This is a genomic window from Ruegeria sp. SCP10, from assembly GCF_040329495.1.
GTDB lineage: Bacteria > Pseudomonadota > Alphaproteobacteria > Rhodobacterales > Rhodobacteraceae > Ruegeria.
Genome location: NZ_JBDZYF010000011.1, coordinates 90,419 through 116,745, shown reverse-complemented (window position 1 = coordinate 116,745; position 26,327 = coordinate 90,419). Strand labels below are relative to the sequence as shown.

23 protein-coding genes are annotated in these 26,327 nt (G+C 54.5%); 13 read left to right on the top strand and 10 right to left on the bottom strand.

Going from position 1 to position 26,327, the window contains the following annotated elements; translation table 11 throughout:
- Genes ABLN87_RS18530 through ABLN87_RS18515 form a run of 4 tightly spaced genes read left to right on the top strand, consistent with a single transcriptional unit; the run spans position 1 to position 4,547 of the window.
- A complete protein-coding gene (locus ABLN87_RS18530; RefSeq protein ID WP_353013155.1) occupies positions 1–1,005 on the top strand; it encodes an ABC transporter ATP-binding protein in 1,005 nt (334 codons plus the stop codon).
- A 2-nt stretch (positions 1,006–1,007) separates the two neighbouring features.
- Positions 1,008–1,895 carry an NAD-dependent epimerase/dehydratase family protein gene (locus tag ABLN87_RS18525; protein ID WP_353013153.1) on the top strand — a complete coding sequence of 296 codons (888 nt, stop codon included), beginning with the start codon at positions 1,008–1,010 and terminating at the stop codon, positions 1,893–1,895.
- Positions 1,892–3,025 (top strand): galactonate dehydratase, encoded by a 1,134-nt coding sequence (gene dgoD, locus ABLN87_RS18520; RefSeq protein WP_353013151.1) that lies wholly within the window; start codon positions 1,892–1,894, stop codon positions 3,023–3,025. The genes ABLN87_RS18525 and dgoD overlap by 4 nt, the downstream gene beginning before the upstream one ends.
- Positions 3,026–3,041: 16 nt before the next feature.
- Positions 3,042–4,547: an aldehyde dehydrogenase (NADP(+)) gene (locus ABLN87_RS18515; RefSeq protein WP_353013149.1), complete on the top strand. Its 1,506-nt coding sequence runs from the start codon at positions 3,042–3,044 to the stop codon at positions 4,545–4,547.
- Positions 4,548–4,584: 37 nt separating this feature from the next.
- Here ABLN87_RS18515 and ABLN87_RS18510 read toward each other — a convergent pair whose 3' ends face one another.
- Positions 4,585–5,328, bottom strand: coding sequence for a FadR/GntR family transcriptional regulator (locus ABLN87_RS18510; protein WP_353013147.1), 744 nt, complete (start codon positions 5,326–5,328; stop codon positions 4,585–4,587).
- A 69-nt stretch (positions 5,329–5,397) separates the two neighbouring features.
- Between ABLN87_RS18510 and ABLN87_RS18505 the strand changes: the two genes are divergently transcribed.
- The 9 genes from ABLN87_RS18505 (at position 5,398) to ABLN87_RS18465 (ending at position 15,909) form a co-directional block, all read left to right on the top strand.
- Positions 5,398–6,168, top strand: a complete 771-nt coding sequence (locus ABLN87_RS18505) for an SDR family oxidoreductase (RefSeq protein WP_353013145.1) — start codon at positions 5,398–5,400, stop codon at positions 6,166–6,168.
- A gap of 122 nt (positions 6,169–6,290) precedes the next feature.
- Positions 6,291–6,974: an IS6 family transposase gene (locus ABLN87_RS18500; protein WP_353013143.1), complete on the top strand. Its 684-nt coding sequence runs from the start codon at positions 6,291–6,293 to the stop codon at positions 6,972–6,974.
- Positions 6,975–7,376: 402 nt separating this feature from the next.
- Positions 7,377–8,345, top strand: coding sequence for a substrate-binding domain-containing protein (locus ABLN87_RS18495; protein ID WP_353013141.1), 969 nt, complete (start codon positions 7,377–7,379; stop codon positions 8,343–8,345).
- 68 nt (positions 8,346–8,413) lie between these two features.
- Positions 8,414–9,922 carry a sugar ABC transporter ATP-binding protein gene (locus tag ABLN87_RS18490; protein ID WP_353013139.1) on the top strand — a complete coding sequence of 503 codons (1,509 nt, stop codon included), beginning with the start codon at positions 8,414–8,416 and terminating at the stop codon, positions 9,920–9,922.
- Entirely contained in the window at positions 9,915–10,775 is an 861-nt protein-coding gene (locus ABLN87_RS18485; protein WP_353013137.1) for an ABC transporter permease, read from the top strand. The genes ABLN87_RS18490 and ABLN87_RS18485 overlap by 8 nt, the downstream gene beginning before the upstream one ends.
- A gap of 163 nt (positions 10,776–10,938) precedes the next feature.
- Entirely contained in the window at positions 10,939–11,430 is a 492-nt protein-coding gene (locus ABLN87_RS18480; protein WP_353013135.1) for a VOC family protein, read from the top strand.
- A 530-nt stretch (positions 11,431–11,960) separates the two neighbouring features.
- The gene (locus ABLN87_RS18475; RefSeq protein ID WP_353013132.1) at positions 11,961–13,004 is read left to right on the top strand and encodes a 2-hydroxyacid dehydrogenase; all 1,044 of its coding nucleotides are present in this window, start codon (positions 11,961–11,963) and stop codon (positions 13,002–13,004) included.
- A gap of 36 nt (positions 13,005–13,040) precedes the next feature.
- Positions 13,041–14,630 (top strand): FGGY family carbohydrate kinase, encoded by a 1,590-nt coding sequence (locus ABLN87_RS18470; protein WP_353013129.1) that lies wholly within the window; start codon positions 13,041–13,043, stop codon positions 14,628–14,630.
- Positions 14,631–14,634: 4 nt separating this feature from the next.
- Positions 14,635–15,909, top strand: coding sequence for a class II aldolase/adducin family protein (locus ABLN87_RS18465; RefSeq protein WP_353013126.1), 1,275 nt, complete (start codon positions 14,635–14,637; stop codon positions 15,907–15,909).
- On the opposite strand, the gene ABLN87_RS18460 is transcribed toward ABLN87_RS18465, so the two are convergent.
- The 9 genes from ABLN87_RS18460 to ABLN87_RS18420 form a co-directional block, all read right to left on the bottom strand.
- Positions 15,906–16,745: a sugar-binding transcriptional regulator gene (locus ABLN87_RS18460; RefSeq protein ID WP_353013124.1), complete on the bottom strand. Its 840-nt coding sequence runs from the start codon at positions 16,743–16,745 to the stop codon at positions 15,906–15,908. The genes ABLN87_RS18465 and ABLN87_RS18460 overlap by 4 nt on opposite strands.
- A gap of 466 nt (positions 16,746–17,211) precedes the next feature.
- A complete protein-coding gene (gene istB / locus ABLN87_RS18455; RefSeq protein WP_353013196.1) occupies positions 17,212–17,949 on the bottom strand; it encodes an IS21-like element helper ATPase IstB in 738 nt (245 codons plus the stop codon).
- 383 nt (positions 17,950–18,332) lie between these two features.
- A complete protein-coding gene (locus ABLN87_RS18450) occupies positions 18,333–19,196 on the bottom strand; it encodes an SIS domain-containing protein (protein ID WP_353013121.1) in 864 nt (287 codons plus the stop codon).
- A 64-nt stretch (positions 19,197–19,260) separates the two neighbouring features.
- A complete protein-coding gene (locus ABLN87_RS18445) occupies positions 19,261–20,085 on the bottom strand; it encodes an aldo/keto reductase (RefSeq protein WP_353013118.1) in 825 nt (274 codons plus the stop codon).
- A 93-nt stretch (positions 20,086–20,178) separates the two neighbouring features.
- Entirely contained in the window at positions 20,179–21,669 is a 1,491-nt protein-coding gene (locus ABLN87_RS18440) for a xylulokinase (RefSeq protein ID WP_353013115.1), read from the bottom strand.
- The gene (locus ABLN87_RS18435) at positions 21,669–22,736 is read right to left on the bottom strand and encodes an ABC transporter ATP-binding protein (RefSeq protein ID WP_353013112.1); all 1,068 of its coding nucleotides are present in this window, start codon (positions 22,734–22,736) and stop codon (positions 21,669–21,671) included. Before ABLN87_RS18435 ends, ABLN87_RS18440 begins: the two co-directional genes overlap by 1 nt.
- Positions 22,737–22,805: 69 nt before the next feature.
- On the bottom strand, positions 22,806–24,245 hold the full coding sequence (locus ABLN87_RS18430; protein WP_353013109.1) for an extracellular solute-binding protein: 1,440 nt from the start codon (positions 24,243–24,245) through the stop codon (positions 22,806–22,808).
- Between the two features lie 31 nt (positions 24,246–24,276).
- Entirely contained in the window at positions 24,277–25,293 is a 1,017-nt protein-coding gene (locus ABLN87_RS18425) for a carbohydrate ABC transporter permease (RefSeq protein ID WP_353013106.1), read from the bottom strand.
- Positions 25,293–26,168 (bottom strand): carbohydrate ABC transporter permease, encoded by an 876-nt coding sequence (locus tag ABLN87_RS18420; RefSeq protein ID WP_353013103.1) that lies wholly within the window; start codon positions 26,166–26,168, stop codon positions 25,293–25,295. Before ABLN87_RS18420 ends, ABLN87_RS18425 begins: the two co-directional genes overlap by 1 nt.
- Positions 26,169–26,327: the final 159 nt, after the last annotated feature.

Here is a 26,327-nt window from a genome sequence, read left to right as displayed (position 1 = left end):
ATGGCAGAAGTAAAACTGACCAATCTGACCAAAGCCTATGGCGCGGCGACGGTTATTCCTGATCTCGATCTGACCATTCGAAATGGTTCATTTACCGTTCTGGTCGGTCCGTCCGGCTGTGGTAAATCCACATTGCTGCGAATGATAGCGGGGCTGGAAGAGGTGACCGCAGGTTCGATTACGATTGGTGGCGAAGACGTGACCAACATGCAGCCTTCTGAGCGCGGCATCGCAATGGTGTTCCAGTCCTACGCATTATACCCGCATATGTCTGTGCGCCAGAATATTGGCTTCGGGTTGAAGCTGGCAAAGCTGCCCAAAGAAGAAATCGCCAAGCGCGTTGAAGAAGCGGCAGAAATCCTGCAGCTGGGAAAATATCTGGAATACAAACCAAAACAATTGTCTGGCGGGCAAAGACAGCGTGTGGCCATTGGCCGTTCGATAGTGCGCAAGCCCAAGGTCTTTCTGTTCGACGAGCCTCTGTCCAACCTGGATGCAGCGCTACGAGCGCAGATGCGCGTGGAACTGGCGGAACTTCACAGCCAGTTGGACGCGACAATGGTTTACGTGACCCACGATCAGGTCGAAGCAATGACGATGGCCGATCAGATTGTGATTATGAAGGACGGGGTGATCCAGCAGAAAGGACGCCCGATGGAATTATACAATAACCCGCAAAACCCATTTGTTGCGGGCTTTATCGGTTCGCCCAAAATGAACCTGATCAAAGGAGGCGTAGCAATTGCGCGCTCGGCCTCAATCCTGGGAATCCGGCCAGAGCATATCGATGTGTCACCTGATGCGGGTGAGTGGAAAGGGAGGCTGCGCTATGTCGAGCATTTGGGTTCGGACACAGTGGCCTATGTGGATGGTGAAGATACAGGAAGCATCACGGTTCGTCTGAACGGCGAAGTGGCGATTGATGCAGGCGAGACCGTTTTCATGACGCCCCGCGCGGGAAACATCCATTTGTTCCACCCCGATGGTCAGGTGGAAAGGGCCTGAAAATGAAAAGGATCTGTGTAACAGGCGGCAGTGGTGGAGCAGGCGATGCCGTGATCCAAGACCTGCTGATCAAAGGCTATGAGTGTGCAAACCTCGACATCAAGTCACCGCGAGAAAAGCGATGCCAGTTCATCGAAACTGACATGTGCGACTATCCAGCGGTTTTCGCCGGCATGGAAAGCTGCGACGCGCTGGTGCATTTTGCGGGTAATCCCCATCCAGATGACGACCATTGGGGTGCGGCGGATCGGTCTGCGAACAATACTGTTTCTCTGTTCAACGCTTTCAACGCAGCGCAAGCGCACGGCATTAAGCGCGTTGTTTGGGCAAGCTCGGAAACCATTTTCGGCTTCCCGTTCGAAACCAACCGACCACCACATATTCCGTTGGACGAGCTGGACCCGCCAAATCCGCAAAATGGCTACGCAATATCAAAAGCTATATCGGAAAACATCGCCGAGTTGATGGCGAAGCTGTACGGTATGACCTTTGTAGGCTTGCGCCTGTCCAACGTCCTCTATGACGATGTTGAGGCTATTCCGAGTTTTCAGAAGATCCCCGGCTATTGGGACGACGTAGGTCACCGAAAGTTCAATCTGTGGGGTTACATCGACAGCCGCGATGTGGCGCGTGCTGTTCGGCTGTCTCTGGAAACTCCGCTGAAGGGCGCTCACGTGTTCTCGATCGCGGCTAAAGACACGCTGATGAAGCAATCCACGCGAGAATTGGTCGATACGGTCATGCCAGGCGTAGAAGTGCGCGCCGGAATAAGAGGACGGGACGCCATGTTGAACTGCAGTAAGGCCAAGGTGATGCTGGGTTTTGAGCCTGAATTCACGTGGCAGAACGTACTGGGTCTGAATGAGGACGAGATTGAGGTGGCGTCGTGAAGATAACAGGGATCAAAACCCATCTTCTGAAAGAATGGCGCACCATGCTGTTTGTTGTGGTGGAGACCGATGAGGGTATCACTGGCCTGGGCGAAAGCGGTTTGACCAGTCGAGAATACGCCGTTCAGGGCATGATCCGAGACCTTGAGGACCGTGTGATTGGCCAAGACCCATTCCGGATTGAACATATCTGGCAAACGCTGTGGCGATCGGGCTTTCATCCTTCCGGACAGGTCCTGTCATCCGCCATTGCCGCAATTGACATCGCGCTGTGGGACATCAAGGGCAAAGCGCTGGATGCTCCTGTTTATGACCTGCTGGGCGGGCGGACACGCGACAAGGTGCTGACTTATTGCCACGTAGGCGGTCAGTCGCCCGAGGCGACACTGGCGATGGCGCGCGAGAAAGTGGCCGAGGGTTGGAAAGCAATTCGTTGGGAACCATCCTACCAAGATGACATGGTTATGCGTGGACCACAGGCCGTCGAAAAGGCCATCGAAGAATACCGTCTTCTTAGGAGCGAGTTGGGACCGGACATCGAACTGTGTTTCGATGCCCATACCAAGCTGACTCCAACCGAAGCCGCACGCTTCTGCCGCCAGATTGAGCCTTTCCGCCCTATGTTCGTCGAAGACCCCTTGCGGTGTGAATACGCCGAGGGTTATCGCACCTTGCGGGGTCAGACAGCGGTGCCTTTGGCGGCAGGGGAACAATATGCGTCAAAATGGCAGTTCAACGAGTTAATCCGGGACAAGTTGATCGACTATGTTCGCGTAGATCTGTGCATTGCGGGCGGTATCACCGAGGGGCGTAAGATCGCTGCGTTGGCAGAAACCCACATGATTGACCTGGCAGTACACAACCCGATTGGGCCGGTGTCGACGGCGGCGTGCCTGCATCTGAACCTCGCCATCCCAAATGTTCTTGTGCAGGAGCTCCCGAAACGACCCGGAGAAAGCCTTGGTGACCTGATTCAAACGGATCAGGTTTGGGAAGATGGATGGCTGAACTGCCAAGGCAAGCCCGGACTAGGTGTCGAATTGAATACAGGATTGTTGGACAAATATCCTTTCGAACACGAACATCTGCCGCTTCTGTGCCGCGCGGATGGTTCATTCACCAACTGGTAAACCCAAGGACACTTTCATGCTCACTGGAAAACACCTGATTGCCGGCCAATGGGTTGGCGCGGTCAAAACCTTTGCCAACGAACCGGTCCAAGGCGAGGCGGATCATTTCGCAATCGGCAGCGTAGAGCTTGTTGACCAAGCCGCCAAAGCCGCAGAGGAGGCGTTTTGGAGCTACGGCTACTCAACTCGTACGGAACGCGCCGTTTTCTTGCGCGCGATTGCTGACGAGATTGATGCGCGTGGTGATGAAACAACAGCAATCGGTATGAAAGAAACCGGTCTGCCCGAGGCGCGTTTGATTGGTGAGCTTGGTCGGACAACGGGGCAGTTGAAGCTGTTCGCGGATCATATCGAAAGCGGTGGTTATCTTGACCGCCGCCACGACGAGGCTTTGCCCGACCGTGCCCCTTTGCCACGCCCAAGCATCAAACTTGTACAGCGACCCATCGGTCCGGTGGCCGTGTTTGGCGCGTCGAACTTCCCACTGGCATTCTCGACGGCAGGCGGAGATACCGCTGCGGCGTTGGCTGCAGGGTGCCCCGTTGTGGTAAAAGGCCACTCGGCCCATCCCGGTGTGTCAGACATCGTTGCACAAGCAATCTATGCCGCGATCAAAGCCTGCGGTGTGCATCCTGGTGTGTTCAGCCAAATTCAAGGCGGCGATCGTGCAGTCGGGCAAGCTGTGGTGCAACACCCGCTGATCAAGGCGGTTGGTTTTACAGGGTCCTTGGGCGGTGGCCGTGCGCTTTTCGACCTTTGCGCCGCGCGCCCCGAGCCAATCCCGTTCTTCGGTGAGCTCGGGTCGGTGAATCCGATGTTCCTGTTACCTGGGGCATTGGCGGCGCGAAAAGACGCTTTGGCCGACGGCTGGGCTGGATCGCTGACCATGGGGGCAGGGCAGTTCTGCACAAATCCTGGAATTGCTGTGGCCCTAGCATGTGACGATGCCGAAGCGTTTATAAACGCTGTGGGTGCTGCTTTGGAAAAGGTTGGTGCACAAACTATGCTGACCGAAGGGATCGCCTCAGCCTATCACACAGGAACGGCCCGCGTTGCTTCCAGCGCCGGCGTGGAAAATGTGCTGTCCACCAGCTGCGACTTGCGAAATGCAACGCCATATCTGTTCAAGACGACAGCAAAGGAATGGCTCGCTAACGAGGAACTACGCGAGGAAGTGTTTGGCCCGTTGGGCATGGTGGTTGTGGCCGAAAACACCGAAGAAATGCTGAGCATCGCTAAATCTTTGGTTGGTCAGCTGACCTGTACGATTCACTTGGATCATGGTGACACTGAGATGGCCCAATGCTTGATGCCGATCCTTGAACGCAAAGCCGGACGTGTTTTGGCGAACGGTTTCCCGACAGGCGTGGAAGTCTGCGACAGCATGGTCCACGGCGGCCCTTACCCTGCGTCTACAAACTTTGGCGCAACCTCGGTTGGGACTTTGTCAATCCGACGTTTCCTCCGACCAGTTGGCTATCAGAATATGCCGGAAGACTTGTTGCCCGGTGATTTGAAGTGAACCAAAACAAAGTGGCGCTCTTTCCAAATTGGGGGCGTCACTTCATTCGAACTGCCACTGCCCGGTTTTGCTTGAGCATCGCGTGCATTGCGGATTTCGCGGTGGCATCGTCACCAATTTTGATCGCTTCAGCCACTTTGATATGGTTTCGACGAGAGACCTTTTCATCAGGCGCTGCTTTTGGGCCGGCGATGTAGGAAAACTGAAGCACGGCTTGGATCAACCCCTGCAACTGCGCCAGCATCACGTTTCCGGTGGCTTCCAGAATGGTCGCATGAAACGCATAATCCGCCGCAATCATGGCCTCGGCGCCACCAAGATCTGGTGTGATCGCCTTGGCAGCTGCCAAGATGGTCTCGCGTTGTGCAGGTGTCGCATTTTGTGCGGCCAAAGCGGCCGCTTCGGGTTCAACGATACAGCGCATGTCAGTAGATGCAGCGTAAATTTGCGCTGCCGCGGGGCTGTCCGGATCATGCCAACGGATCACATCCGGATCAAGCAGCGTCCATTCAGAGAAAGGGCACACGCGTGTTCCATATCGCCGCGCGGTACGTACCATTCCTTTACCCGACAGCACTTTGATTGCTTCGCGAATGACTGTTCGAGAAACGTCAAACTGCATCATCAGGTCCGATTCCATCGGGATCGTGGAACCTTCGGCGTAAGCGCCATTTGCGATGGCATGGCCCAATGCGTTGACCACGTCTTTGACCGCCCCAGTCGGCAAAGAACTGAGGTAAGGATTAGGCAATTGAAATAGTGTCGGAGCGCGCAAGTTCATTCAAATAGGATACCCCGTAACTTGCTGCATTGGCAGGGCAAAATCATCTTTTTTCGACAGGAGAGCAAAATGAAGCAGCTTGAAGGCAAGGTCGCCGTCATTACGGGCGGGACACAAGGGTTAGGAGCGGCCACGGCAAGGCATTTTGCTGGCGAGGGCGCTGCAGGGCTGGTGATTTGTGGCCGCAATCGGGACAAAGGCGCACAGGTTGCAAGCAGCATCAAAGAATGTCCGGTTCTCTTTATGTCTGCAGACTTGGCAGACTCGCAAGACTGTTGGGCCGTTGTAGACGCCGCAGAAAGAGCCTTTGGTCGGATCGATTGCCTGATAAATGCGGGCGCCACCACCGCGCGCGGCGGTATTTTGGATACCACGCCAGAATTATTTGATGAGATAGTGGCCGTGAACGTAAAGGGCCCATTCTTTTTGATGCAAGCCGCGCTGAAGCTGATGATCCGAGAGGGTATAGAAGGCGCAATTGTGAATATTGGTTCTATGTCAGCTTATTGTGGCCAGAGTTACCTGACGCCGTACAGCACATCTAAGGGCGCTATTTCTACGTTAACCCGAAATGTGGCCGCGACCGTGCTTAAGCATCGGATTCGCGTCAATGCGCTAAATATCGGATGGATGCAGAGCGATCAGGAAATGGCGCTTCATGCGGCACAGGGCCATGATGAGTATTGGTTTGCCGACCGCGCAAAATCATTGCCATTTGGGCGCTTGATACAGCCAGATGAAGTCGCAAAAGTCATAGGCTTTTTGTGTTCGACGCAAAGCGGGTTGATGACTGGTGAAGTGGTGAACTTTGATCAAACCATTTGGGGTAGTTCAGACTAGTAACTGTATTTCTCGGATGATGCGTGCACATGGAACGCTTTAGGTTCTGCCGCAAATCTGTTCCCACCTGTCAGGTCAAACGTAGTTTTGGTAGCCCATGCTCCAAACTACAGGAGCAGACCGTGACAATCTCATTCAAGTGTGCGCACTTTCCGAAAGAAGTGATCTTGTACTCTGTTTTCTTCTATCTCCGATACGGTGTGTCATATCGGGATCTGGAAGAAATCATGGCGGAAAGAGGCGTTAAACCGGATCACGCGGCGCTGAACCGCTGGGTGAGTCGATATGCCGGTCTCGTAGCCGATGTTTCTCGGTACAAAAAGCGTCCTGCCGACCGTTCTTGGCGCATTGACGAGACGTATGTGAAAGTAAATGGGGAGTGGGTGTATCTCTATCGCGCGATCGACAAGTGCGGCATAACGCTTGATTTCATGCTTTCCAAGCGCAGAAACAAAGCGACTGCGACTAAGTTCTTCGCTCGTGCGCTTGAGGCGAACGGTTTGCCACGGAAAATCGTCATCGACAAAAGCGGTGCGAACACAGCTGGCATCAAAGCAATGAACAAGAAGCTGAAAGGCTTTGGTTGTCCGGTACCGAATGAGATGGTCAGACGGAAATATCTCAACAACATCATTGAACAAGACCATCGCGTCATCAAACGTCGGATCAGGCTCATGTTGGGTCTCAAGTCTTTCGATTCAGCTGCATCTGCCCTGGCTGGCATCGAGCTGGTCAACATGATCCGCAAAGGTCAATTCACACCCGAACTCTCCCCGTTTCAGCAGTTTGTTCAACTGGCTGGATAATCAACCCACTTGCGCCATTTCCCCAGCCTTCAATGAAAATTGCGACAGAACCTCGGTCGACGGCTAGTAGCCTCACAGATAACTTTTCGTCAGTGACATCGTTCTTCCACCGCTTCAGAAAGGGTTTTCGTGCGCCGGCGCAACAGGTCAACAAAAGTTTTTGGCAGAGTCGATCTGCGATTCGCTATGTGGAAAGACGTTTTAGAGCATTGAATTTATTGGAAAGAAAGTCGGCGCTTGACAGCAAATGGGATAAATATCAATCTTGTAATTAATTGCAGTTGAGATTTTGAAACGTAGACATCGATCTCAGCGAGCTTGGCAAGCAATGAGGGGCTGAGGCGGAGGGTGCTCGCGTTGCAACAAATAAGACCAGCTTGGTAATTCAAAGAGGAGGAAAACATGCGACCATTCTTGAAACTTGCCGCTGCCGCAGCCTGCGCAGTAGGACTATCAGCGGGTGCGGCACTATCGGACAAGGATGTGCCCGAAATCAAAGAAGAGTACCGCTTCGTGATGATCCCTATTCTGGCACAAGCCTGGTTCGACATTGTGCACGACGCAGCTGCAGATGCTGCCGAACAGCTGAGCGAGCAGATGGGTACTAATATCACCATTGACTACCAGGCACCGGCCTCGGCCGATCTGGTGGAGCAGAACACTCTGCTGGAACGCGCCATCGCCACGCAGCCCGACGGTATTGCGATTGACGCCATCGATGTAAACGCCTCGATGCCCATTCTGAACGAAGCGCGCGATCGCGGTATTCCGGTTGTTCTCTTTGTGTCGACCGCGCCTCAGGGGTCGCAGTTCACGTATATTTCGAACGATTTCTACGTTCAGGGCCGGATTTTGGGCGAAGAGCTGATGAATCGCATCGACGGCGCTGGGAAGGTGGCCATTCTGCACGGTGTGCCGACCAACTCTGCCCATGCTGATCGGTATCAAACCCTCACGGATCTATTTGCGGAGTATCCCAACATCGAAATCGTGGATGAAGGCTTCGACTACGACGATGTAGCGAAGGCGCAAACGGAAGCCTCGCGAATGCTGGCGGCCAACCCGGATCTGGATGCCATCGCCGTCGTTGACGCTGCCGGTCCCGTTGGCGTCGGTCTGGCCTTACAGGAAGCGGGTCGCGTCGGTGAAGTCCAATATGTCGGCATCGACGATGTGCCCCAGCTTCAAGAACTGATGCGCCAGGGCGTTCTAGACTTGTCGATTGCCACCCGTCCGCGGATGATTGGCGAATGGTCTACCATCACCCTGATGTTGCAGAACATGGGTTTTGAGACGCCTTCGTGGATTGACACCGGCATCGGGTACATGACCCCAGATCTGGTTGCCGATGGAAACATCGACGGTTTCTAGGGCCACGACAAATTGATGTGCCGGATTCGCATTTGCGGGTTCGGCCGCCTACCAGGGGAGGAAATCAAATGAGCTTGCTGGAAGCCCAGAACATCACCAAACGGTTTCCTGGTGTCGTCGCGCTTGATCATGTTGACCTCGCCTTTGAACGCGGTGAAGTGCATTGCATTGTCGGTGAAAACGGTGCCGGTAAGTCGACCTTGGTCAAGGTGCTCACCGGGATCTACAAACCCGACGAAGGCACGCTAGCCCACGAAGGTGATGTGCATCCGACGATCGGCTATGTGCCGCAAGAATTAAATCTGTTCGACCACATGAGCGTGGCTGAGAACATTTTTTTACCCTACGGGAAAGAGTCTGCCGGTTTCGGCATCTTGCGCCGCCAATCGATTGAATTGGCTGCCCAACGATACATCGCGCAATTGCGGATGACTTGCCAGCCCAACGATATCGTGCGCGACATCTCGGTGGCCGAAAAACAACTGCTTCAGATTGCGCGCGCATTGGCCAGTGAAAGCTTGGACATTCTAATCCTGGATGAGCCCACGGCCTCGCTCACAAAAACAGAGATAGACCGGCTGTTTTGGATCGTGGAAGAACTGCAGGCTGCCAACAAATCCATTGTTTTCATTACGCATCGTCTGGATGAGGTGCTGCGGCTGCAATCTAAGGTGTCGATCCTGCGAAATGGCAAAGTTGTCGGCCATTCCGGCGGCGAAAAAGTCGATGCGAACTGGATCGTTGAGATGATGACCGGAAAAGACATGGACCTCTCCACGCTATACCGGTCCGAAAAGATCGGTGACCGCCGCATTCTTTCAGTCAAGAACCTTTCGGGAGACGGGTTCAACGACATTTCTTTTGATCTGCATGAGGGCGAAGTTTTAGGCTTTGCCGGTCTGGTTGGTGCGGGACGCTCAGAGGCGCTTCAAACACTTTTCGGTGTTCGAAAAAAGACATCGGGAGAGGCCTGGTTCGAGGATGAACCCTGGCAGTTTGGCAAACCGTCCTGGTCGATTGGGCGTGGCGTGTTCTACCTATCAGAGGAACGGAAGTCTCACGGCATTTTCCCGCATATGAGTGTGCGGCAGAATGTAGGGATTGGACTGCTGAAAGACGTTGCAAGCGTTGGGATTGTGCACGCTCAACGCGAACGAAATCTTGCCCGCGAAATTATTGGCAACTACAGGGTTAAGACTGCCTCCGAAGATACGTTGATCATGAATTTGTCTGGTGGCAACCAGCAGAAGGTTTTGATTGGTCGCAGCCTGATGGCAGGCCCGAAAGTTATGATCTTTGATGAGCCGACCCGCGGGATTGATGTGAATGCAAAGGATGAGATTTATCGCCTGATGCAGAACATCGCCGAGGAGCAAGGCATCGCGATCATCGTAATTTCATCAGAGCTCGAAGAACTGCTGAAATGCTGCAACCGAGTGCTGACGCTCTACGAAGGGGCCATCAACGACGAGGTTGATGGCGACGCCCTGACCGAAGAACGTCTCCTGAGTTCCATTATTGGCGCAGGCATCAAGGCTGGTGCTGCCCCATCAACAGGTGGAGAAAACCATGTCTGATAATGCGTTTAATGCCACAAAACCGCGGGGATTGAACCTGGGTGGTGCAGGGCAAATCTTGGGTGTGTTCGGCGCGTTGGTCGTGATTTGCGTGGTGGCAACCTTCGTGGCCCCGCAATTCTTGACTTCATACAACCTGACTATCATCTCGCGTGAACTCGCGTTCATCGGCTTAGTGGCTATCGCGCAGGGGCTCTTGCTGCTTCTGGGCGACATCGATGTCTCTATCGGCGCCATCGCAGGTTTGGCCGGCATCGTTTGCACCAAGCTTCTGGTGGATGTTGATCTTCATCCTGTGCTTGCCATCACCGCTGGCCTTTTGGTTGGCGCGCTGGCTGGTGCGATGAATGGGTTCATTGTCACGCTCTTCAACCTGAACTCCCTCGTTGTGACGATCGGGATGCTCAGCGTTTACTCGGGCGTCAGCCTTTTCATTACCAAGGGCCGCACCATCGTCGGTTTGGCTCCCGATGTGACCTTCCTGGGTGGCGGGTCGCTGATGGGGGTGCCGATCCCAGTCTACATAATGCTGGCCGTGTTCCTGATTATCTTGTTTGTCACGACCAAGACCATCTATGGTCGTCGCCTCTATGCGGTCGGCAATAGCCGAGAGGCTGCAAAGATCGTTGGTATTAACCAGCAAAAGATCAGGATTACAGCCTTCGCAATCGCTGGAGCACTGGCAGGTCTTGCGGGCATGTTGCTTTGCTTCCGGTTGGTTTCGGCTCAGGCGTCCATGGGTCAGTCATGGCTGCTGCCATCTATCGCGGCCCCGTCATTGGCGGCATCGCCACCACAGGCGGCATCGGAACGATCTGGGGTGCGCTTTTGGGTGCGGCGATCATCGCGGTGATAGGCAACGTCATCGTTTTGGGCGGCGTTAACATCTATTTGCAGCAAGTTGTGACCGGGTTGATCGTTGTGGTGGCCGTGGCCTTCGACGCGATTTCCCGAAGAATGGGCCGGTTTTAAGCACAGCTGCAACGTGCAGTTTGAATAAAGGAGGAGCGTAAAAAATGTCCAAAACGACAATCTCTCAGATAGGCGTGGTCGTGCGCGACTTAGACAAAACCATGAAGCTTTATACCGACTTGCTGGGTTGGGGGCCATGGAATGTATACGAACACAAAGAGCCGTCGCTGCATGGGACCCATTTGCGTGGCAAGCCGTCCAAATACTCAATGCTGTGCGCGGAAACCATGGTAGGGGATATGTGCTACGAGCTGATCCAGCCGCTGGAAGGCGACTCCATCTACAAAGAGTGGCTGGAAGAACATGGCGAAGGTCTGCACCACATCGCAGTAATGAAGCCGACGCCTAAGGACTCTGATGAATTCAAGGACTTGATGGCAAAAAGCGGCGCGAACATGCTGATGGGTGGGAAGATCGGTGAATCCATCGAATTCTATTACCTCGACAGTGAGCCGAACCTGAAGGTGATCATCGAAAGCGGAACGGGCCATGCGATCGACCTGAAGCCGGTGCGTGTCTATCCGGAACCCGAGTAGTCACGACCATGCGCCAAGACGTTGTTATTAATCGGAGTTTCTGGGATTGGGCGCGTTGCGCTTGCCCGTCTGATGGTGATCCAATGGGTATATCCGGGTCTCGGCGATGGGGTTCAGAATTGAGGGCAGCGCTATTGCGGCCACTCCAGGATGTCACTTCCCTAAAGGCTTCCTCCCTGAGCCTCGCGGCGTTGGCGAGCGGTTTCAATCGCCCTGCACCGCAAAGAGAAGTGACGAAGCGCCGGTCTGAATTCCTTCTGCTCCGAGTAATTCAGACCGTGCACTTCCCCTGCGACCCATGGAAACTTGCGGAAGGATCAGCCCAAACGACCGCGTGGAAGGAAAGGCAAGCGCCAGGCTAGAACGCGACCTGCGACACTAATAGAACGCAAGGCGAAAGTTGCACTGCGGACATGACCAAACCTTTTGATTGGCCCCTCGGACAGTGGGCTTTTCGGAAGAGTCGACACAAGCCGCCCATAGGTGGGATATATTCAATACACGTTATTAGTAACGGTGAGGAGGATAGAATGAATAAGCTCAAAATTGCCGCGATCGGGGATCAATTTATCACCTCGTCGGTATTTGAGTCTGCGATCGAGAAGCATATCGACCAACCCGTCGAAGTGCTGAAGCGAGACTTGGATTGGCCCGAGGTGCCATTCTTTGCCCATGACGGACCGGCAGGCAAAGAGATCAAGGAATATAGCGGAAGCCCTACTGATATCGCCGATATGCTGGCGGATGCAGACGCGCTGGTGACCCATTTGGCGCCGGTGACGGGAGAGCTTTTGTGTTCTTCGCCGCGGTTGAAATTTGTGGGTGTGCCGCGGGGTGGTCCCGTGAACGTGAATATTGAGGCCGCTCGGAAGAACGGGGTGACGATTTGCAACCTGCCAGGACGCAATGCATCGGCGGTGGCGGAATTCACCCTGGGAATGATCCTGGCAAACCTGCGGCGTATCGGCCTGGGCCATGTAGGTCTGAAACAGGGCGTCTGGCGGGGCGATCTATATCGTTATGACCGGACAGGGGATGAGCTTTGTGATCTGACGATCGGGATTGTTGGCTACAGCCATATCGGCCAGCGCGTCGTGCGGCTGCTGAAGGCCTTTGGCTGCAAAATTTTGGTCTGCGATCCTTTCGTCGGACTAACGGTGCAAGATGCGCTTGATGGCGTGCAGCAGGTTGATTTGGATGAGATGCTGACGCGCATAGATATCCTGACTCTGCACGCGCGGCTCACACCTGAGACGCACAACATGATCTCGTATGAACAGATCGCAATGATGCGCCCCGGCGCGGTGATTGTGAACTCTGCACGCGGAGAGTTGATCAATCAGACCGCTCTAGTCGAAGCTTTATCGAACGGGCATCTGGGTGGTGCGGCGCTTGATACGTATGAAACCGAGCCGCCGCCGCAAAATGATGAGCTGCTGGCGCTACCCAATGTTACGTTGACCCCACACATCGCCGGTGCGTCGAAACGGGTTGCCAATTTTGCCGCGGAACAGGTCGTAATGGATTACGGTCGTATGCTTCGCGGTGAAGCCCTTCACCACGAGTTTAAGTGAGGACCCGTCGTTTCGAGATGGGAAGGAGAAATGAAAGTGTCACACAGACACGTTGCAGCAATAGACGCGGGGACAGGAAGCGGTCGCTGTGTGATCTATGATCTCACCGGGGTGGCCGTAGGCTCCGCCCAAGAAGAGTGGACGCATTCTGCCGTTGAGGGTGTGCCCGGCGGGCTTGATTTTGACACCAGGCAAAACGGCGCTCTGATCGACCGGGTGGTTGCAGCTGCGATCCGGGACGCAGGGTTGGGCGCGACGGATATTGGGGCGGTCTCGACGACTTCGATGCGCGAAGGGTTCGTGCTTTACGATGCGAACGGAGAGGCGCTTTGGGCCTGTCCCAATATTGATGGCCGCGCGCGGGTCCAGGCTGAACGCTTGACGCAGGCCGGAATCTCCGAAGACGTGTTCCGGATCGCAGGCGACTGGGTGTCGCTCACTGCGCCTGCGCGCTATCATTGGCTCAAGGAATTCCGGCCGGATATTCTAGAGCGCGCCCGCTACATGGGAATGCTCTCTGATTGGATGGCAACGCGATTGACTCGGACCTTCTTCACAAATCCCTCTGTGGGTTCCTCAAGTGCTCTTTTCGATTTGAATACCAGACAATGGTCAGATCATCTTTTCGAACGATGTGGGCTTGATCGCGCAATCGCCCCGCAAGTGGTCGAGGCAGGTACTCTGATCGGCCATGTCACCCCAGAGAGCGCCAGTCGGTCCGGTTTGGCCGTAGGCACACCGGTCATCGCGGGTGGTGCTGACACCCAACTAGCGCTACTTGGCTTGGGCCGAAAGGCCGGGCAGGCCACGTTGGTAGGCGGTAGTTTCTGGCAGATGACGGTTTTGACTGACTATCCACTTGTTGATCCGTCACGCGCACCGCGCACCCTGTGCCACGCGCGTCCGGGCGAGTGGATGACTGAAGGCATTGGGTTTCTGTCGGGATATGCGCTGCGTTGGGTGCGCGATGCTTATTTCGAACCCATCCTATCTGCCGCCGGCAGCGACCTGGAGGCCTTCGATTTGATCGAGGCGATGGCAAGTGCTGCGCCTATTGGTGCGATGGGGGTTGTCGCCACAACCGGTGCGCCAATGCAGTCAGACAACTGGCGTCAACCGCCCCTAGGGTTCATCGGATTTGACGGAAACACGCCGGAGCACGCGCTTGGCAACCTTGCGCGCGCAGTGATGGAAACCGGCGCCTTCCTTGCCAACTCGCATCTGCAAAAGCTGGAGGAACTGACACACCAGCGCTACGACACCATTCAGTTCGCGGGGGGGTCCGCGCGGGGCGCGTTATGGCCGCAGATCGTGGCGGACGTGACAGGTAGAGAGATTGAAGTCCCTGTGGAAAAGGAAACCACGGCCCTCGGATGCGCCATGCTGGCTGCGGTAGGGGCGGGTATGCTGGATAGTATCGATGCAGCCTTTGCTGCGATGGCGAGTCCGATCGAACGCCACATCAATCCCGATCCTGAGCGCAACAAACTTTATCGCGACATCCAGAACAATTGGGCTGATGTCACAATGGCGGCCTCGAGGATGGCCGAGTGCGATTTGTTTGAACCGATTTGGCAACCACCCGGCGCCAAATTCACATCGATGACTGACATTCGGAAGGTATAGCAGTATGAGATCCAGATGGAATGATCTTGAAGCCCAGCATTTGATTGAGAACGCAGGCCCCAACCCGGCCGATGTTGATCTTGCGCTTCGTGTCTACACGTCGCGTCTGATCGGCAAAGAACCCGATCTGGTATTGCACGGTGGCGGCAACACCTCCGTCAAGACGCAACGGATGGCGCCGGACGGGAGCGAAAAGGATGTCATTCATGTAAAAGGGTCTGGCTGGGATTTGGCCACGATCGAAGGGCAAGGTCTGCCGGCCATGTGGCTGGACCAGCTTCTGACCGCCCGCACGGTGCCGAACATGACAGACGATGAAATGGTGGTTTTCCTACGCAACGAAATGCTGGACAAAAGCGGCCCAAACCCTTCGGTCGAGGCGCTCCTACACGCGTTTTTGCCCGCAAAATTTGTCGACCATACGCATTCCTGCGCCGCATTGGCCATTGCCGATCAACCAAACGCTGCAGAGCTATCGCGGGAGATATTCGGCGATCACCTCTGCGTTGTTCCCTACGTCATGCCCGGGTTTCGCTTGAGCCAAGAGGCCGACACCATATTTAGGGAGAACAGCACCGCCGCAAACGGCTTGTTTCTGGTGAACCACGGTCTCTTTGCTTATGCCGAGGACGCAAAGACTTCCTACGAGCGGATCATTGGCTACACTGATGAATGTGAAACATTCCTAGTCCGTTCTGGCGCAGCGCTGATGCCAGAAGAACAATTCACAAGGATCGAAAATCCCGGAGCGCATGCTGTTATCACCGCTCTTCGGGAAGCTCTGTCCACTTGGGGCACGTTCGGCACCGATGGTCCCGTCCTTGACCTGCGTATCGGTTACGCAAATGACCGCTACTTGGCGCTTGCCAACCTTGAAGATGTGTCGTCTCGCGGAACCGCCACGCCAGACCACGTTATTCGAATCAAGCCGCGTCCGATGATTGGTGAAGCGAACTTCGGGGTAACGGATTGGCAGACCGCTGTGCGCGACTACGCAGATTGGTACGAATCCTATTTTGCACGCAACGCGGTTCACGCTAGGGAAAGCAAAACGATGCTTGATCCCTTGCCGCGCGTTTCCCTGATCCGCGGTCTTGGAATCGTTGGTATCGGACGAAACAGCAAGGAAGCTGGCATCGCTGCCGACTTAGCCGAGCAAAACGCTCGGATCATCCTTTCTGCCGAGGCGCTGGGTAGGTTCACACCGATCAATGAACGCGACCTATTTGACCTGGAATACTGGTCCTTAGAACAGGCTAAGCTGAAAGCGGCGGCCTAAACGGCGTCTTCGTCAAGAATACGTTCCGCGACACGGCGAGACGTCACAAACCCATTCAGGCAGCCAGTGCGCAGTGCTGCGCGGGCTGCCTTCCACTTTTCCATGCCTGCGCAAACTGCGATGACGTCCCGTGAGCGGAGAAGTTCTCGTTCCATGCCGAGCATTCGACGCGCGATTCCAGTGTCAATGAAATTTCCTTCGCCATCGACCAGGTTTCCAGCCAAATCAGTGGTGACATTCGCACGAGCAAGATCCGCCTGTTCCTCATCGTTCAACAACCCAAATTGTTGAAAGAAAGATCCCGGACCAAGATGTCCGATGCCGATCATGATAAAGGCCGCGCTACGCAACATAGCGAAGGAGCGTTGCACGCTTTTCTGGCGGAGAAACAATTCTCGGTCATCCGGTTCGTCGACAACCAATGGTGCGGTAAATGCGAAGCCTTTCCCATGAGTCTTGTCTAGCAGCGCGTGTATCACTTCAAACGGATTGGCGGCACTGAGCGTCGCGAAGTCGCCGGTGGCAGAAACGAATTCTGCCTTCTGCCGCTTGATGCGCGGCAACATCCTCACAACCTCGGACATTGTTCGACCGGACCCGATTCCAATCACCATAGGTTCTGTTTTTTCGAGCCTGCCGTGAAGAAAACGCGCGCCCGCACTCGCCACAACTGACATTGTTCCATCCATGGTCAGTGGCATGTCAGAATCCGGGACAACAGTACAACTGGTGAGCGAAAACTGCTTGAGCATTCGAGTTTCTAGCTTGATGCAATCGCTTGGCACACGGTCGACAAAGATTTTGACAAGATCGGCGTCGTGGGCGGCCTGCACCATGCGATGCACCTTCATCTTGCTTAGGCCTCTACGCGTTGCAATCTCGGCCTGCGTAAGGCCGCCAACGTAGTGCATCCAAGCAATTTCGCGGATCTGATCTTTTGCCTCTTGATCTCGTTGCATTGTAGATATCCACAAGGTTTTGTTGGATTTTCTTATGCCACACATCCGTGGGAAAACGAAGTCGAATGCTGGCATCCGATTGTCATTCCAACCTGTGCTTTTAATGTCGCCTGTTGAGGTCTGAGATTGGGCTTTGTTGCAAGCCTTGGGGAGGTTTCAAGCAATCGCACTTATGGGAAAGTTTGTCCAACGAGCTTTGTGTCAATGGCGGTAAGAAAGTCTGCCATTGGGCGAAGCAAAAGTCGTCCACTGTTTGGGTGACCGGCGCCTTGGCAAACGCGCTCCCATATAGCTGGCGGTTGCCGAGGTGTCTTGGTCCGTCAAGACCAGTCTCTTCTGTATTTTAGGAATTCTGCCGAGCCCTGCTCTGTGCGAGGCGATAGCTTTCTCCGTTCATCTCAAGAATGCTGACGTGGTGGGTCAGCCGGTCGAGCAAGGCACCGGTGAGGCGCCCTGATCCGAGTGTTTCGGTCCATTCATCGAACGTCAGGTTTGAGGTGATCAGGATCGAGTCGCGTTTGTATCGTTGGGAGATCAACTTGAACAGCAACACAGCGCCAGTTTTCCTGAGGGGTACGAAACCCAGCTCGTCGATGGTCAAGAGCTTCTGTTTCACGAGTTGCTTTTGAAGCCGCAGGAGCTGGCGCTCGTCGCGGGCATCCATCAAGTCGTGGACGATTGCGGCGGCGATTGTGAAGCGAACTGTCAGGCCCTTCTGGCAGGCAGTCAGACCGAGGCCGATCGCCACGTAGGTCTCGCCGTTGCCGCTGGGACCGAGAGCGATGACGTTTTCGCAGCGGTCAATCCTTTCACCGCGCGCCAACTCCAGAACCTGCATCATGTTCAAGGAAGGGATCTGGGCAAAATCGAAGCTGTCGAGACTTTTGGTCGCCAGAAATCTCGCGGCTTTGCTCTGGCGTTCGATCATCCGTCGTTGCCGGTCGATGAGTTCGAGCTCGATCAGACGGGCCAGGAACTGGACGTAATCTCTCACTTCAGCAGCGCAGAGCCGAGCCTGCTTGTCGTATTCCCGCAGGATGGTCGGCCGCTTCAGGTTCTTGAGTTGGTGGTTCAGCAGGATCTGTGGGCCTCCGTCATGTCGAAGCCTCGGTTGTCAGGCACATGTAGCTGGCCGGAGATGTCCTCGCCACTTGCCAGATTAGCGCGGTGCTGTCGCCGTTCGCGTACTGAACCCGCATGGAGGGCGACGAGATGAGGCTGTATATTGGACTGGATGTATCGCGCGCGAAGCCAGTGAACTGCGTGATCAGCGAGCAAGGCAAGACTGTGAAGGGATTGTCTTGCAAAGTTTCTTGTTAGCCGAAGAGATCACGGTGACTCTTTGAGTTAAGCGGTCAGTTCCGCGAACTTTTGAAAGGGACAGAGTCCGGGCGTGAGCTGGCCTCTTCCGATTGCCCTCCGGGCGTTTCTTTTGGTTCATACCCAACAGGCTCCCCGGGCGTTTCATAGAATTCCGGACGACCGGTATTCGCTTAGGAAGCGCTTCATATCATTAATTTTCTTGCGATGTTCCGGCGTCCGGCAAAGCGCGACATAAGTTGACAGTATGTCGACGACCACAAGCGCAGCGACTCGGGAAATTGTCGGCGTGTAAAGGTCAGTGTTCTCCAGTGTCTCGACTAAGATATTGATATTGCAGTATCGTGAAATGGGGCCTTCGTGACCGGTCAGCCCGATAGTAAGAGCACCTTGATCACGTGCCGATTTAACGCATTGGGCAATTTCACGTGTCGAGCCCGAGTTCGAGATCGCCATCAGAATGTCGCCTTCCCCCATCATCGAAGTTGCGATTAGCATTTGGTGGAAGTCGGTCGTGGCCTGACAATTCACACCAAAAAGGGGAAATTTCTGTTGCGCGTCCAAAGCAACAATAGAAGAGGCCCCAAATCCCACGAAATGCAGACTGTTGGCCGACAAAATAGCGTCGACCGCAGCTTCGATCGCGTTCAAGTCTAGTTTGCTGCGAACCCAATCGAGACTTGAAAGGTTAAAGTCAAACAGCTTCGAAACAACGGATGAAAGTTCGTCTTCTTCCTGGATCGCCGCGTGTGCGCTAGGCATTCCGAAAGCAAGCGAACCTGCAAGACGGATCTTGAAATCCTGAAATCCGCTGCATCCAACGGCGTTGCAGAATCGGATGACAGTTGGCTCACTCACTTCGGCCAACTGAGCAAGTTCGGCAAGCTTGAGTTGGGTGGCAGTTGAAGGATCCGCCAGAATGACCTCCGCGACTTTCTTGTCAGACTTGCGCAGCGAGTCCACGGATTTGGAAACAACTTCCAGTAAGTTTTGCGCTTCGTTGGGCATTCCGGCTCCAATTGTTGGCACGTCTCTCCACAGGTATAACTATGTTCGGGGTGTTTACAAAAGCTCACTCGTCTTCGAATTCTGCCGGGTCCGGGCCGCAGCGCACACCTTCGTCCAGAGCAGAGATCGCCACCATATCCTTTTCTGTCAGTTCAAAGTCCCAGATCTCTTGGTTCTGTTTCAAACGCGACAGATCTGTGGAACGCGGAATCACTGAAACACCTTGTTGCAGGTGCCACCGTAAGATGACTTGAGCTGGCGAGCGGCCTAAGCGATTGCATATTGCCTGAATAGCCGGCGCATCAAAGGACGCCAGTTGACCGAGCGGAGTCCAAGCCTGCGAAACGATGTTGCGCTTAGCGTTTTCAGCGCGCATCGCCGTCTGAACCAGGCGTGGATTCACTTCGATCTGGTTCAGAACCGGGAGAACACCGGTTTCGCCAATAATGCGATCTAAATGATCCGGGTCAAAATTGGATACTCCGATTGATCGAACCTGCCCATCTTTCTGAGCGTCGATTAGGGCCCTCCAGGTCTCAACGTACTGGTTCTTGGTCGCGCAGGGCCAATGGATCAGGCAAAGATCAAGATAATCCAGCCCAATGCGTTCAAGGCTGTCTTCGACCGCTTTGCGGGCCTCGTCATAACCTTGTTCGCTATTCCAGACCTTTGAGGTGATAAACAGTTCGCCGCGATCGACGCCAGATTGTTCAACGCCCTTACCCATGCCAACTTCGTTGCCATAGATGAAAGCCCCGTCGATCAGGCGATATCCCGCCTTGATCGCCGATGAAACGACGCCAGCTGTATCTTCGTCAGGAATCTGCCACACGCCGACGCCAAGGCGGGGAATGACGTGTCCGTCACTTAATTCGATTGCCTTGTCCATCTTTCTGCTCCTGTATCGAACAATTCGGTCTACCCCGCGCACCCTTATGACAGCGCAGAGCAATTCTACACCAGAGGTCAGATCACCTCCGGCTTAAAGGGCATCAAGGTCGTCATAGAACGCCTTGGAACTTTCATAGAGGCGGGCATAGATCGGCATCATGCGATCGTATCTTTCCGCCCATTTGGGGTTAGGTTGGATTTCGGAGGAATAAGAGACCATCTTAGCTGCAGCCTCTTCGCAACTGGTGACATCTCCTGTCGCTTGTGCCATCAGCATAGCCGCCCCGACGATGCCGCACTCCAATTCATCGGGAATCAGATAGGGTGTGTTGTACATGCTCGCTTTGATTTCCAACCAGAGCGTGTTTTTTGCGCCACCACTTGCTGCAACAATGCGGTCCGGACGCCCGTGGTCCCCTTGAAGGGCATCTAGTTTTTGGCGCACTGAAAACGCAACGCCTTCGAGTACGGCGCGATGCAAGTCAGCGAGCCCATGTGAGGCAGTCAACCCAAAGAATTGAGCGCGTGCATTGCTGTTTGCACCAAACCTTTCCCCTGACAAATAGGGAAGGAAGAACAGTTTGTTGACACCAGGGTCGGCCTCAGCAGATTTTTGGGCGACTTCGGCATAAGAGCGCTTGTTTTCATGAAAGGCACGGCGCGCCCATCTCACAGCATCTCCCCCTGCATCAAGCAGAGTGAACGCTGCCCAAAGACCACTGGCTGAAATCACGTTTGAAACCTCGGGATCAAGCACCGGGTCTTTGTGCATCAGCGAGATGATGGTCGAGGTTCCCGTCACGTCTGAGCCCATTCCTGCCTCGACCAGCCCAGAGCCAGTTAGGGCCATTGGGAAGTCACCTGCACCAACGAGTACAGGGATGGAGCGATCCAGTCCTAGTTCGTCGGCGGCGCTACTGCTGAGTTTTCCCAGAATCTCGCCTGGCTCCAGCAGTTCCGGTAGCAAGGCTGTTGGAACGCCAGCGCAATCGCAAAGCTCGGGCGACCATTTTCTCGTTCTCCGGTCCATCAAAAAACTGAGTGAAGCTTCAGTCACATCTTGAGCGCGCTTACCCGTCAGTTTGAAGTTGATCCAGTCCTTGGGCATCAGGACGGTTGCGCTTTTGCCAAATGCGTTGGGGTCGTTTTGCGCAATCCAGGCCAGCTTTCCAGCAGGCCAGGCCGGAGCCGGCAAGTTCGCCGTCAGATCAAGGTATTCCCGGTCCGTCCGAACCCTATTCATAGCTGCGACTTGCGGTAGGGTGCGTTTGTCGTTCCAAAGTGGCGCGGTGTCCCGGGTCAGGGCGCCATTGTCGTCTATAAGTACAGTGCCATGCATTTGCCCGCAGCAGCAGATGGCGGCAATACGGCCAGCTGCGCCATCAACTTTTTGCAGAACGTCATAGATCGTCTGGACCGTACCCATCCACCAGTCATCTGGGCGTTGCTCGGACCAGCCGAACTTGCGAACAATCTGTTCATGTTCCTTGTGACTGTAGGCTAAGATCTTACCATGGCGATCCACAAGAGCAGAGCGCAGTCCACCCGTCCCAACATCAATCGCAAGATAGAGATCGCGCATTAGAGCCGGACTTCCGTTTCAGAGTCAAAGAAATGCGCCATCAGCATATCAATCTTGACTGTGCATGGCTTGCCGGTTTCCGCTGGGAATCGCGGATCGACCTGCGCAGTGATCCTTTCACCTGCAACATGGCCAAGGATAAGCGTGTGAGCGCCAAGTGGCTCCAGAGCATCAGGAATCAATCTGAGGTCGGCGGTATGCTCGGATTCGCGCATATGTTCCGGGCGAATACCAAAGACCACCTTTTCACGGTTGCCAAGTTCGGCAAAGCGTTCGGCGGGCATGGGCAGTTTCTGATCCCCAAGAATAACCGCGCCGTCTTTGATTGAGGCGTCAAAGAAGTTCATCGCGGGCGATCCAATGAAGTTTGCAACAAACTTATTTGCAGGTTTTTCGTAGAGCTCGATTGGGGCGGCAGCTTGTTCAATTGTCCCGCTGCGCATGACAACCACGCGGTCGGCCATGGTCATGGCCTCGACCTGATCGTGGGTCACGTAAACGGCAGTGGTCCCAAGGCGTTTTTGCAAGAGCTTGATTTCGGTGCGCATCTCTACACGTAGCTTGGCGTCGAGATTCGACAGAGGTTCGTCGAACAAAAACACTTGCGGGTGACGAACAAGAGCACGGCCAATGGCTACACGTTGGCGCTGGCCACCTGAGAGGTTCTTGGGCTTGCGATCCAGATAAGGTTCAAGTCCCAGCAGGTTGGCCGCTTCATCGACACGCTTATTAATTTCCGCCTTGGCGGTGCCATGCACTTTCATGGCATAGCCAATATTGTCGCGCACGCTCATATGCGGGTAAAGCGCGTAGTTCTGGAAGACCATTGCACAGTCACGCTCGCCCGGGCGGACATCGGTTACATCTTTTCCCGCAATCGTGATATTGCCGCTGGTGACGGTTTCTAGGCCGGCCAGCATCCGCAAGGTTGTCGTTTTTCCACAACCGGACGGGCCTACAAGAACGATGAACTCACCTTTCTGGATTTCCAGATCAAGAGGAGGAATGACTTGCACCGAACCGAATGATTTGGCGATGGAGCAGAGAGTAACGTGAGGTTCGGCCATATTGGTGTCCCAGGTCAAATTTACATGGCGAAATGCGCGGGCCCGGATCCACCTAGCCCACGCAAAGCCTTAGTTCAGTGCGGGCAGGCCCATCGAAGCACGGTATGCTGCTAGCTGATTTTCGCGGCCAAACTGATCCGTCAGCTTGTTCCATTCAGCCGCGATAGTGTCCAGCGCTTCTTGCGGTTCAACTTCTCCGGCTAGTGCCTTGCTAAGCTCAATCTCCAGAATCTCGGTGTACGAGAAGAAGCCAGGTAGACGCAGATCGAGTGCAACGTTTGGCGCATCCAATGAGGCACGTTGCGCACCGAGATAGCTTTCAGCTTCTTCTTCCGTAAATACCGAAGACCAGTTCTCTAGGTCCTCGTAGTGGCTGAAGCGATAGGGGTTAACGCCGGTGTTGGCGGTAACGATCGCCTTGCCTGAGACCTCAGGGCTGATGACTTCTTGAACATAGGACCACGCGGCCTCAGCGTTCTTGCTGTCGCTTGGAACGGCCAGCTGCCAGCCGCCAAAGGCTAAAAACGGCGAGGCCACGGGTTCGTCAAAAGTGTCCCATTCGTTGGTTTTCGAGTTCCAGAATGTGGTTGAACCGGGCAGCATAGCCGTACGCACATTGCCCTTGATAGTGCCTTCAGTCGCCCCCATCACACCGGAATCCGCCCAGTCGATATTCATCGCAACGGAGCCCCCAGCATAGAGTGGACGCACATCGCCCGAACCGCTGTTCAGAGAACCCGGGGGATTGAAGTCCAAGCCGCTCTTGTAGTCTTCCAGTGCCTTCAGCCAACCTGGGTTGTTGATCTGCGCATCCATGGTTTCTGGATCAAAGAACATGGAACCAGGCTGGTCGGGGTGGTTCGTGTAGCTGGCTGCGTGGCTAAAAAAATACCAGAATTGTTGACCACCACGTCGATAAGCTTCCGCAGTGCCAAACTTAACCGCGTCACTGGCCGAGAAGAACTCAGCGATATCGTAGTACTGGTCCCAAGTAACCGGAGCAGTTAACTCATAGCCGTATTTTTCTTCGAACGCTGCCTTGTTGTCAGCGTCTTCAAACAGATCTGCACGGTAGTTCAACATGTGCATGTCGCCGTCCATGGTCGCGGACTTAATTTCACCGCCCCAGGACATCAGGCGTTCACGATAAACTGGATGGATGTCGTCCCACGCATCGCCGGATTGCATCTCTACTGGCATCGATGACAGATAGGGTGCGAAGTCAGGAACCCAGGCAGGGATGAAGCCGATAACGTCAAAATCACCGGTTTGCTGGTTCATCGCGGTCAGGAACTTGGGATAAAGCTCAGAGAAAGGGAATTCCACCAGTTCGATCTTGCCGCACGTTTTCGCTTCCCAGCTTTCGGCTGCGGTTTTGAGCGCTGAGGCAATAAACGGACCATTTTGGGTCGAGACCGTTAGTGTTACGCCAGAATAATCAGGCGCACACGCAGCGTGGGCCCCAGCTCCGATCGGCAGCAACGCTGCGGTCAAAAACAACTTCTTCATTCCATTTCCTCCTTAGTTGAATAGCGCCGATTCATTTGATGGATCCGGCAAGCAGGCCTGAGCGCATCATGCGGCCCAGAAAAATGGCGACGATGATCATAGGAATGATCGAGATGAGAGCTGCGACTGAGATCGCCCACCACTCATCGCCGCGGCTGGAATTTTGGCCAGCCAACAGGATCGGGAGTGTCTGCCATTTGGACGACGTGAGAAGCAACGCGAAGAGAAATTCGTTCCAAATGAATGCCAGAACAATCATTGAGGTTGCGACCAGACCAGGTTTAGACATCGGCATTACGATCTGAAAGAAAATGCGCATGCGGCCGATATTGTCGACCATGGCGGCCTCTTCGACCTCGACCGGAATGGTGCTGAGGAAGTCGCGCATCAACCAGACCGCGAAGGGCAGACCAAAGGCAGTGTAGGCAAGAACCAGGCCCGGGAAGCTGTCGAGCATACGTAGACCTGTTTTGTTCAGTTCGGCATAAAGAAGGAACAGCGCGAAGGCAGACACAATCGGCGGGAACATGCGCTGCGAGACGAACCAGAAGGTTACATCGTTGTTTTTCATGACCGGCCCGGGCAGATTTTTCGTGTTAAGCCAAACAGAAATGGCCAGGGCCAGGACAAGCATGGCACCTAGGGCGTGCGGAACTTTCCAACCAAGAACTTCAGTCACGACTACGAAGCCGCCTATCGCTACTACTGCGAAAACCACTCCCGCAAGCAGCTTTATCCGAAATTCGAAGCGGACAAGCGCATAGGCAGCCATTGAGCCGAGCAGAACCGACAAGGCTGTTGCGGTAATGGAAACTGCCAGTGAACTGAAGATCGGCGAGGCAAAGTCACCCCTGATGCCGCTGAACGCATCGCGGAAGGCCTGCAGTGTCGGATTGAAATCGACGAATGGAATATAGGTTGCACCCTGACTGACAGCGAGAGGCGGTTTGAAGGCGGTAACCACAATCCACCACAGAGGGAAAAGACAAATCGCGAGCCAAAAGAGTGCGCCAATCAGGCCAATGCGGCGATAGATACGGTTTTCCATTATTGATATCTCTGCGTCAGGCGCTGAGCAGCAGCCAGGTAGAAGGTTCCGAACAGGATCACGACGATCAGGAATAGGAAGCTAAGCGCGGACGTCATCCCGATGTTGAACTTCTTGAAGCCCTCGTTATAGGCAAAGAGAGTCAGGGTTTCTGTCGCGGTGCCGGGTCCGCCCCCGGTCAGAACAAAGATCGTGTCGATTACTTTGAAGCCTTCGATCAGCCGGATGAAAATCACCGCAACCGATAGGGGCAGCAACATTGGAAAGGTGATGTCCCAGAAGCGGCGCCAAGTTGGAATGTTGTCGACCCGAGCCGCCTCGAAGACTTCGCTTGGCAAGCCCTGTAATCCAGCGAGCATTAAGAGCACGACAAACGGTGTCCATTGCCAGACTTCCACGGTGATCAATACAGCGACTGCCAGTGTCGAGTTGGTAAGGAAAGGGACATTTTCCAAACCGAACATCGTAAACAGCTCATTCACTGGCCCAAGTACCGGGTGAAAAAGCATCCGCGCAATCAGCGCGACGCAAACCGGGGCCAGAAACATGGGCAACAGAAAGGTGACTCTATAGAGAGATGCGCCTGGAACATTGTGATGCAAGGTCAAGGCAAGGGAAAAGCCGACGACATATTGGATGGCGACCGAAATGAAGACAATCGTGGCCGTTGTTCCGATGGATTCCCAGAACCTGTCGGAAGCGAGGATGTCCGCATAGTTTTGCAGGCCGACAAACTGCGGCGGGATTGGGGGCACTATCCTGATAGACTGAAACGACACCGTAAGTGCGTAGATCAGCGGAAACAGTGTGACTAAAAGCACGATCAGAAACGCTGGCCACATGAATGCGTGCTTGCTTAGCGTGTCGCGGTTCATTCGCAGCCTCCCTGTATTAAGTTGCTTCTTTTTAGGGCTGGATTGCGGTGTGCGTCAAGTTAAAAAAGTAGTTCAACTACATTTTTGTGGTATAATTCTAGAGAATGTGGCGCTTTTTGTGGGTGTGTGAATCAGTCACTGTGGAGCCTTTTCTTTCTG

Excerpts from the sequence above, each read along its gene's own strand:
- ABLN87_RS18530 (WP_353013155.1), top strand. The coding sequence starts at position 1 with ATGGCAGAAGTAAAACTGACCAATCTGACCAAAGCCTATGGCGCGGCG.
- ABLN87_RS18525 (WP_353013153.1), top strand. The coding sequence starts at position 1,008 with ATGAAAAGGATCTGTGTAACAGGCGGCAGTGGTGGAGCAGGCGATGCC.
- ABLN87_RS18515 (WP_353013149.1), top strand. The coding sequence starts at position 3,042 with ATGCTCACTGGAAAACACCTGATTGCCGGCCAATGGGTTGGCGCGGTC.
- ABLN87_RS18510 (WP_353013147.1), bottom strand. The coding sequence starts at position 5,328 with ATGAACTTGCGCGCTCCGACACTATTTCAATTGCCTAATCCTTACCTC.
- ABLN87_RS18505 (WP_353013145.1), top strand. The coding sequence starts at position 5,398 with ATGAAGCAGCTTGAAGGCAAGGTCGCCGTCATTACGGGCGGGACACAA.
- ABLN87_RS18495 (WP_353013141.1), top strand. The coding sequence starts at position 7,377 with ATGCGACCATTCTTGAAACTTGCCGCTGCCGCAGCCTGCGCAGTAGGA.
- ABLN87_RS18490 (WP_353013139.1), top strand. The coding sequence starts at position 8,414 with ATGAGCTTGCTGGAAGCCCAGAACATCACCAAACGGTTTCCTGGTGTC.
- ABLN87_RS18485 (WP_353013137.1), top strand. The coding sequence starts at position 9,915 with ATGTCTGATAATGCGTTTAATGCCACAAAACCGCGGGGATTGAACCTG.
- ABLN87_RS18480 (WP_353013135.1), top strand. The coding sequence starts at position 10,939 with ATGTCCAAAACGACAATCTCTCAGATAGGCGTGGTCGTGCGCGACTTA.
- ABLN87_RS18475 (WP_353013132.1), top strand. The coding sequence starts at position 11,961 with ATGAATAAGCTCAAAATTGCCGCGATCGGGGATCAATTTATCACCTCG.
- ABLN87_RS18465 (WP_353013126.1), top strand. The coding sequence starts at position 14,635 with ATGAGATCCAGATGGAATGATCTTGAAGCCCAGCATTTGATTGAGAAC.
- ABLN87_RS18460 (WP_353013124.1), bottom strand. The coding sequence starts at position 16,745 with ATGGTGCAGGCCGCCCACGACGCCGATCTTGTCAAAATCTTTGTCGAC.
- ABLN87_RS18450 (WP_353013121.1), bottom strand. The coding sequence starts at position 19,196 with ATGCCCAACGAAGCGCAAAACTTACTGGAAGTTGTTTCCAAATCCGTG.
- ABLN87_RS18445 (WP_353013118.1), bottom strand. The coding sequence starts at position 20,085 with ATGGACAAGGCAATCGAATTAAGTGACGGACACGTCATTCCCCGCCTT.
- ABLN87_RS18440 (WP_353013115.1), bottom strand. The coding sequence starts at position 21,669 with ATGCGCGATCTCTATCTTGCGATTGATGTTGGGACGGGTGGACTGCGC.
- ABLN87_RS18435 (WP_353013112.1), bottom strand. The coding sequence starts at position 22,736 with ATGGCCGAACCTCACGTTACTCTCTGCTCCATCGCCAAATCATTCGGT.
- ABLN87_RS18430 (WP_353013109.1), bottom strand. The coding sequence starts at position 24,245 with ATGAAGAAGTTGTTTTTGACCGCAGCGTTGCTGCCGATCGGAGCTGGG.
- ABLN87_RS18425 (WP_353013106.1), bottom strand. The coding sequence starts at position 25,293 with ATGGAAAACCGTATCTATCGCCGCATTGGCCTGATTGGCGCACTCTTT.
- ABLN87_RS18420 (WP_353013103.1), bottom strand. The coding sequence starts at position 26,168 with ATGAACCGCGACACGCTAAGCAAGCACGCATTCATGTGGCCAGCGTTT.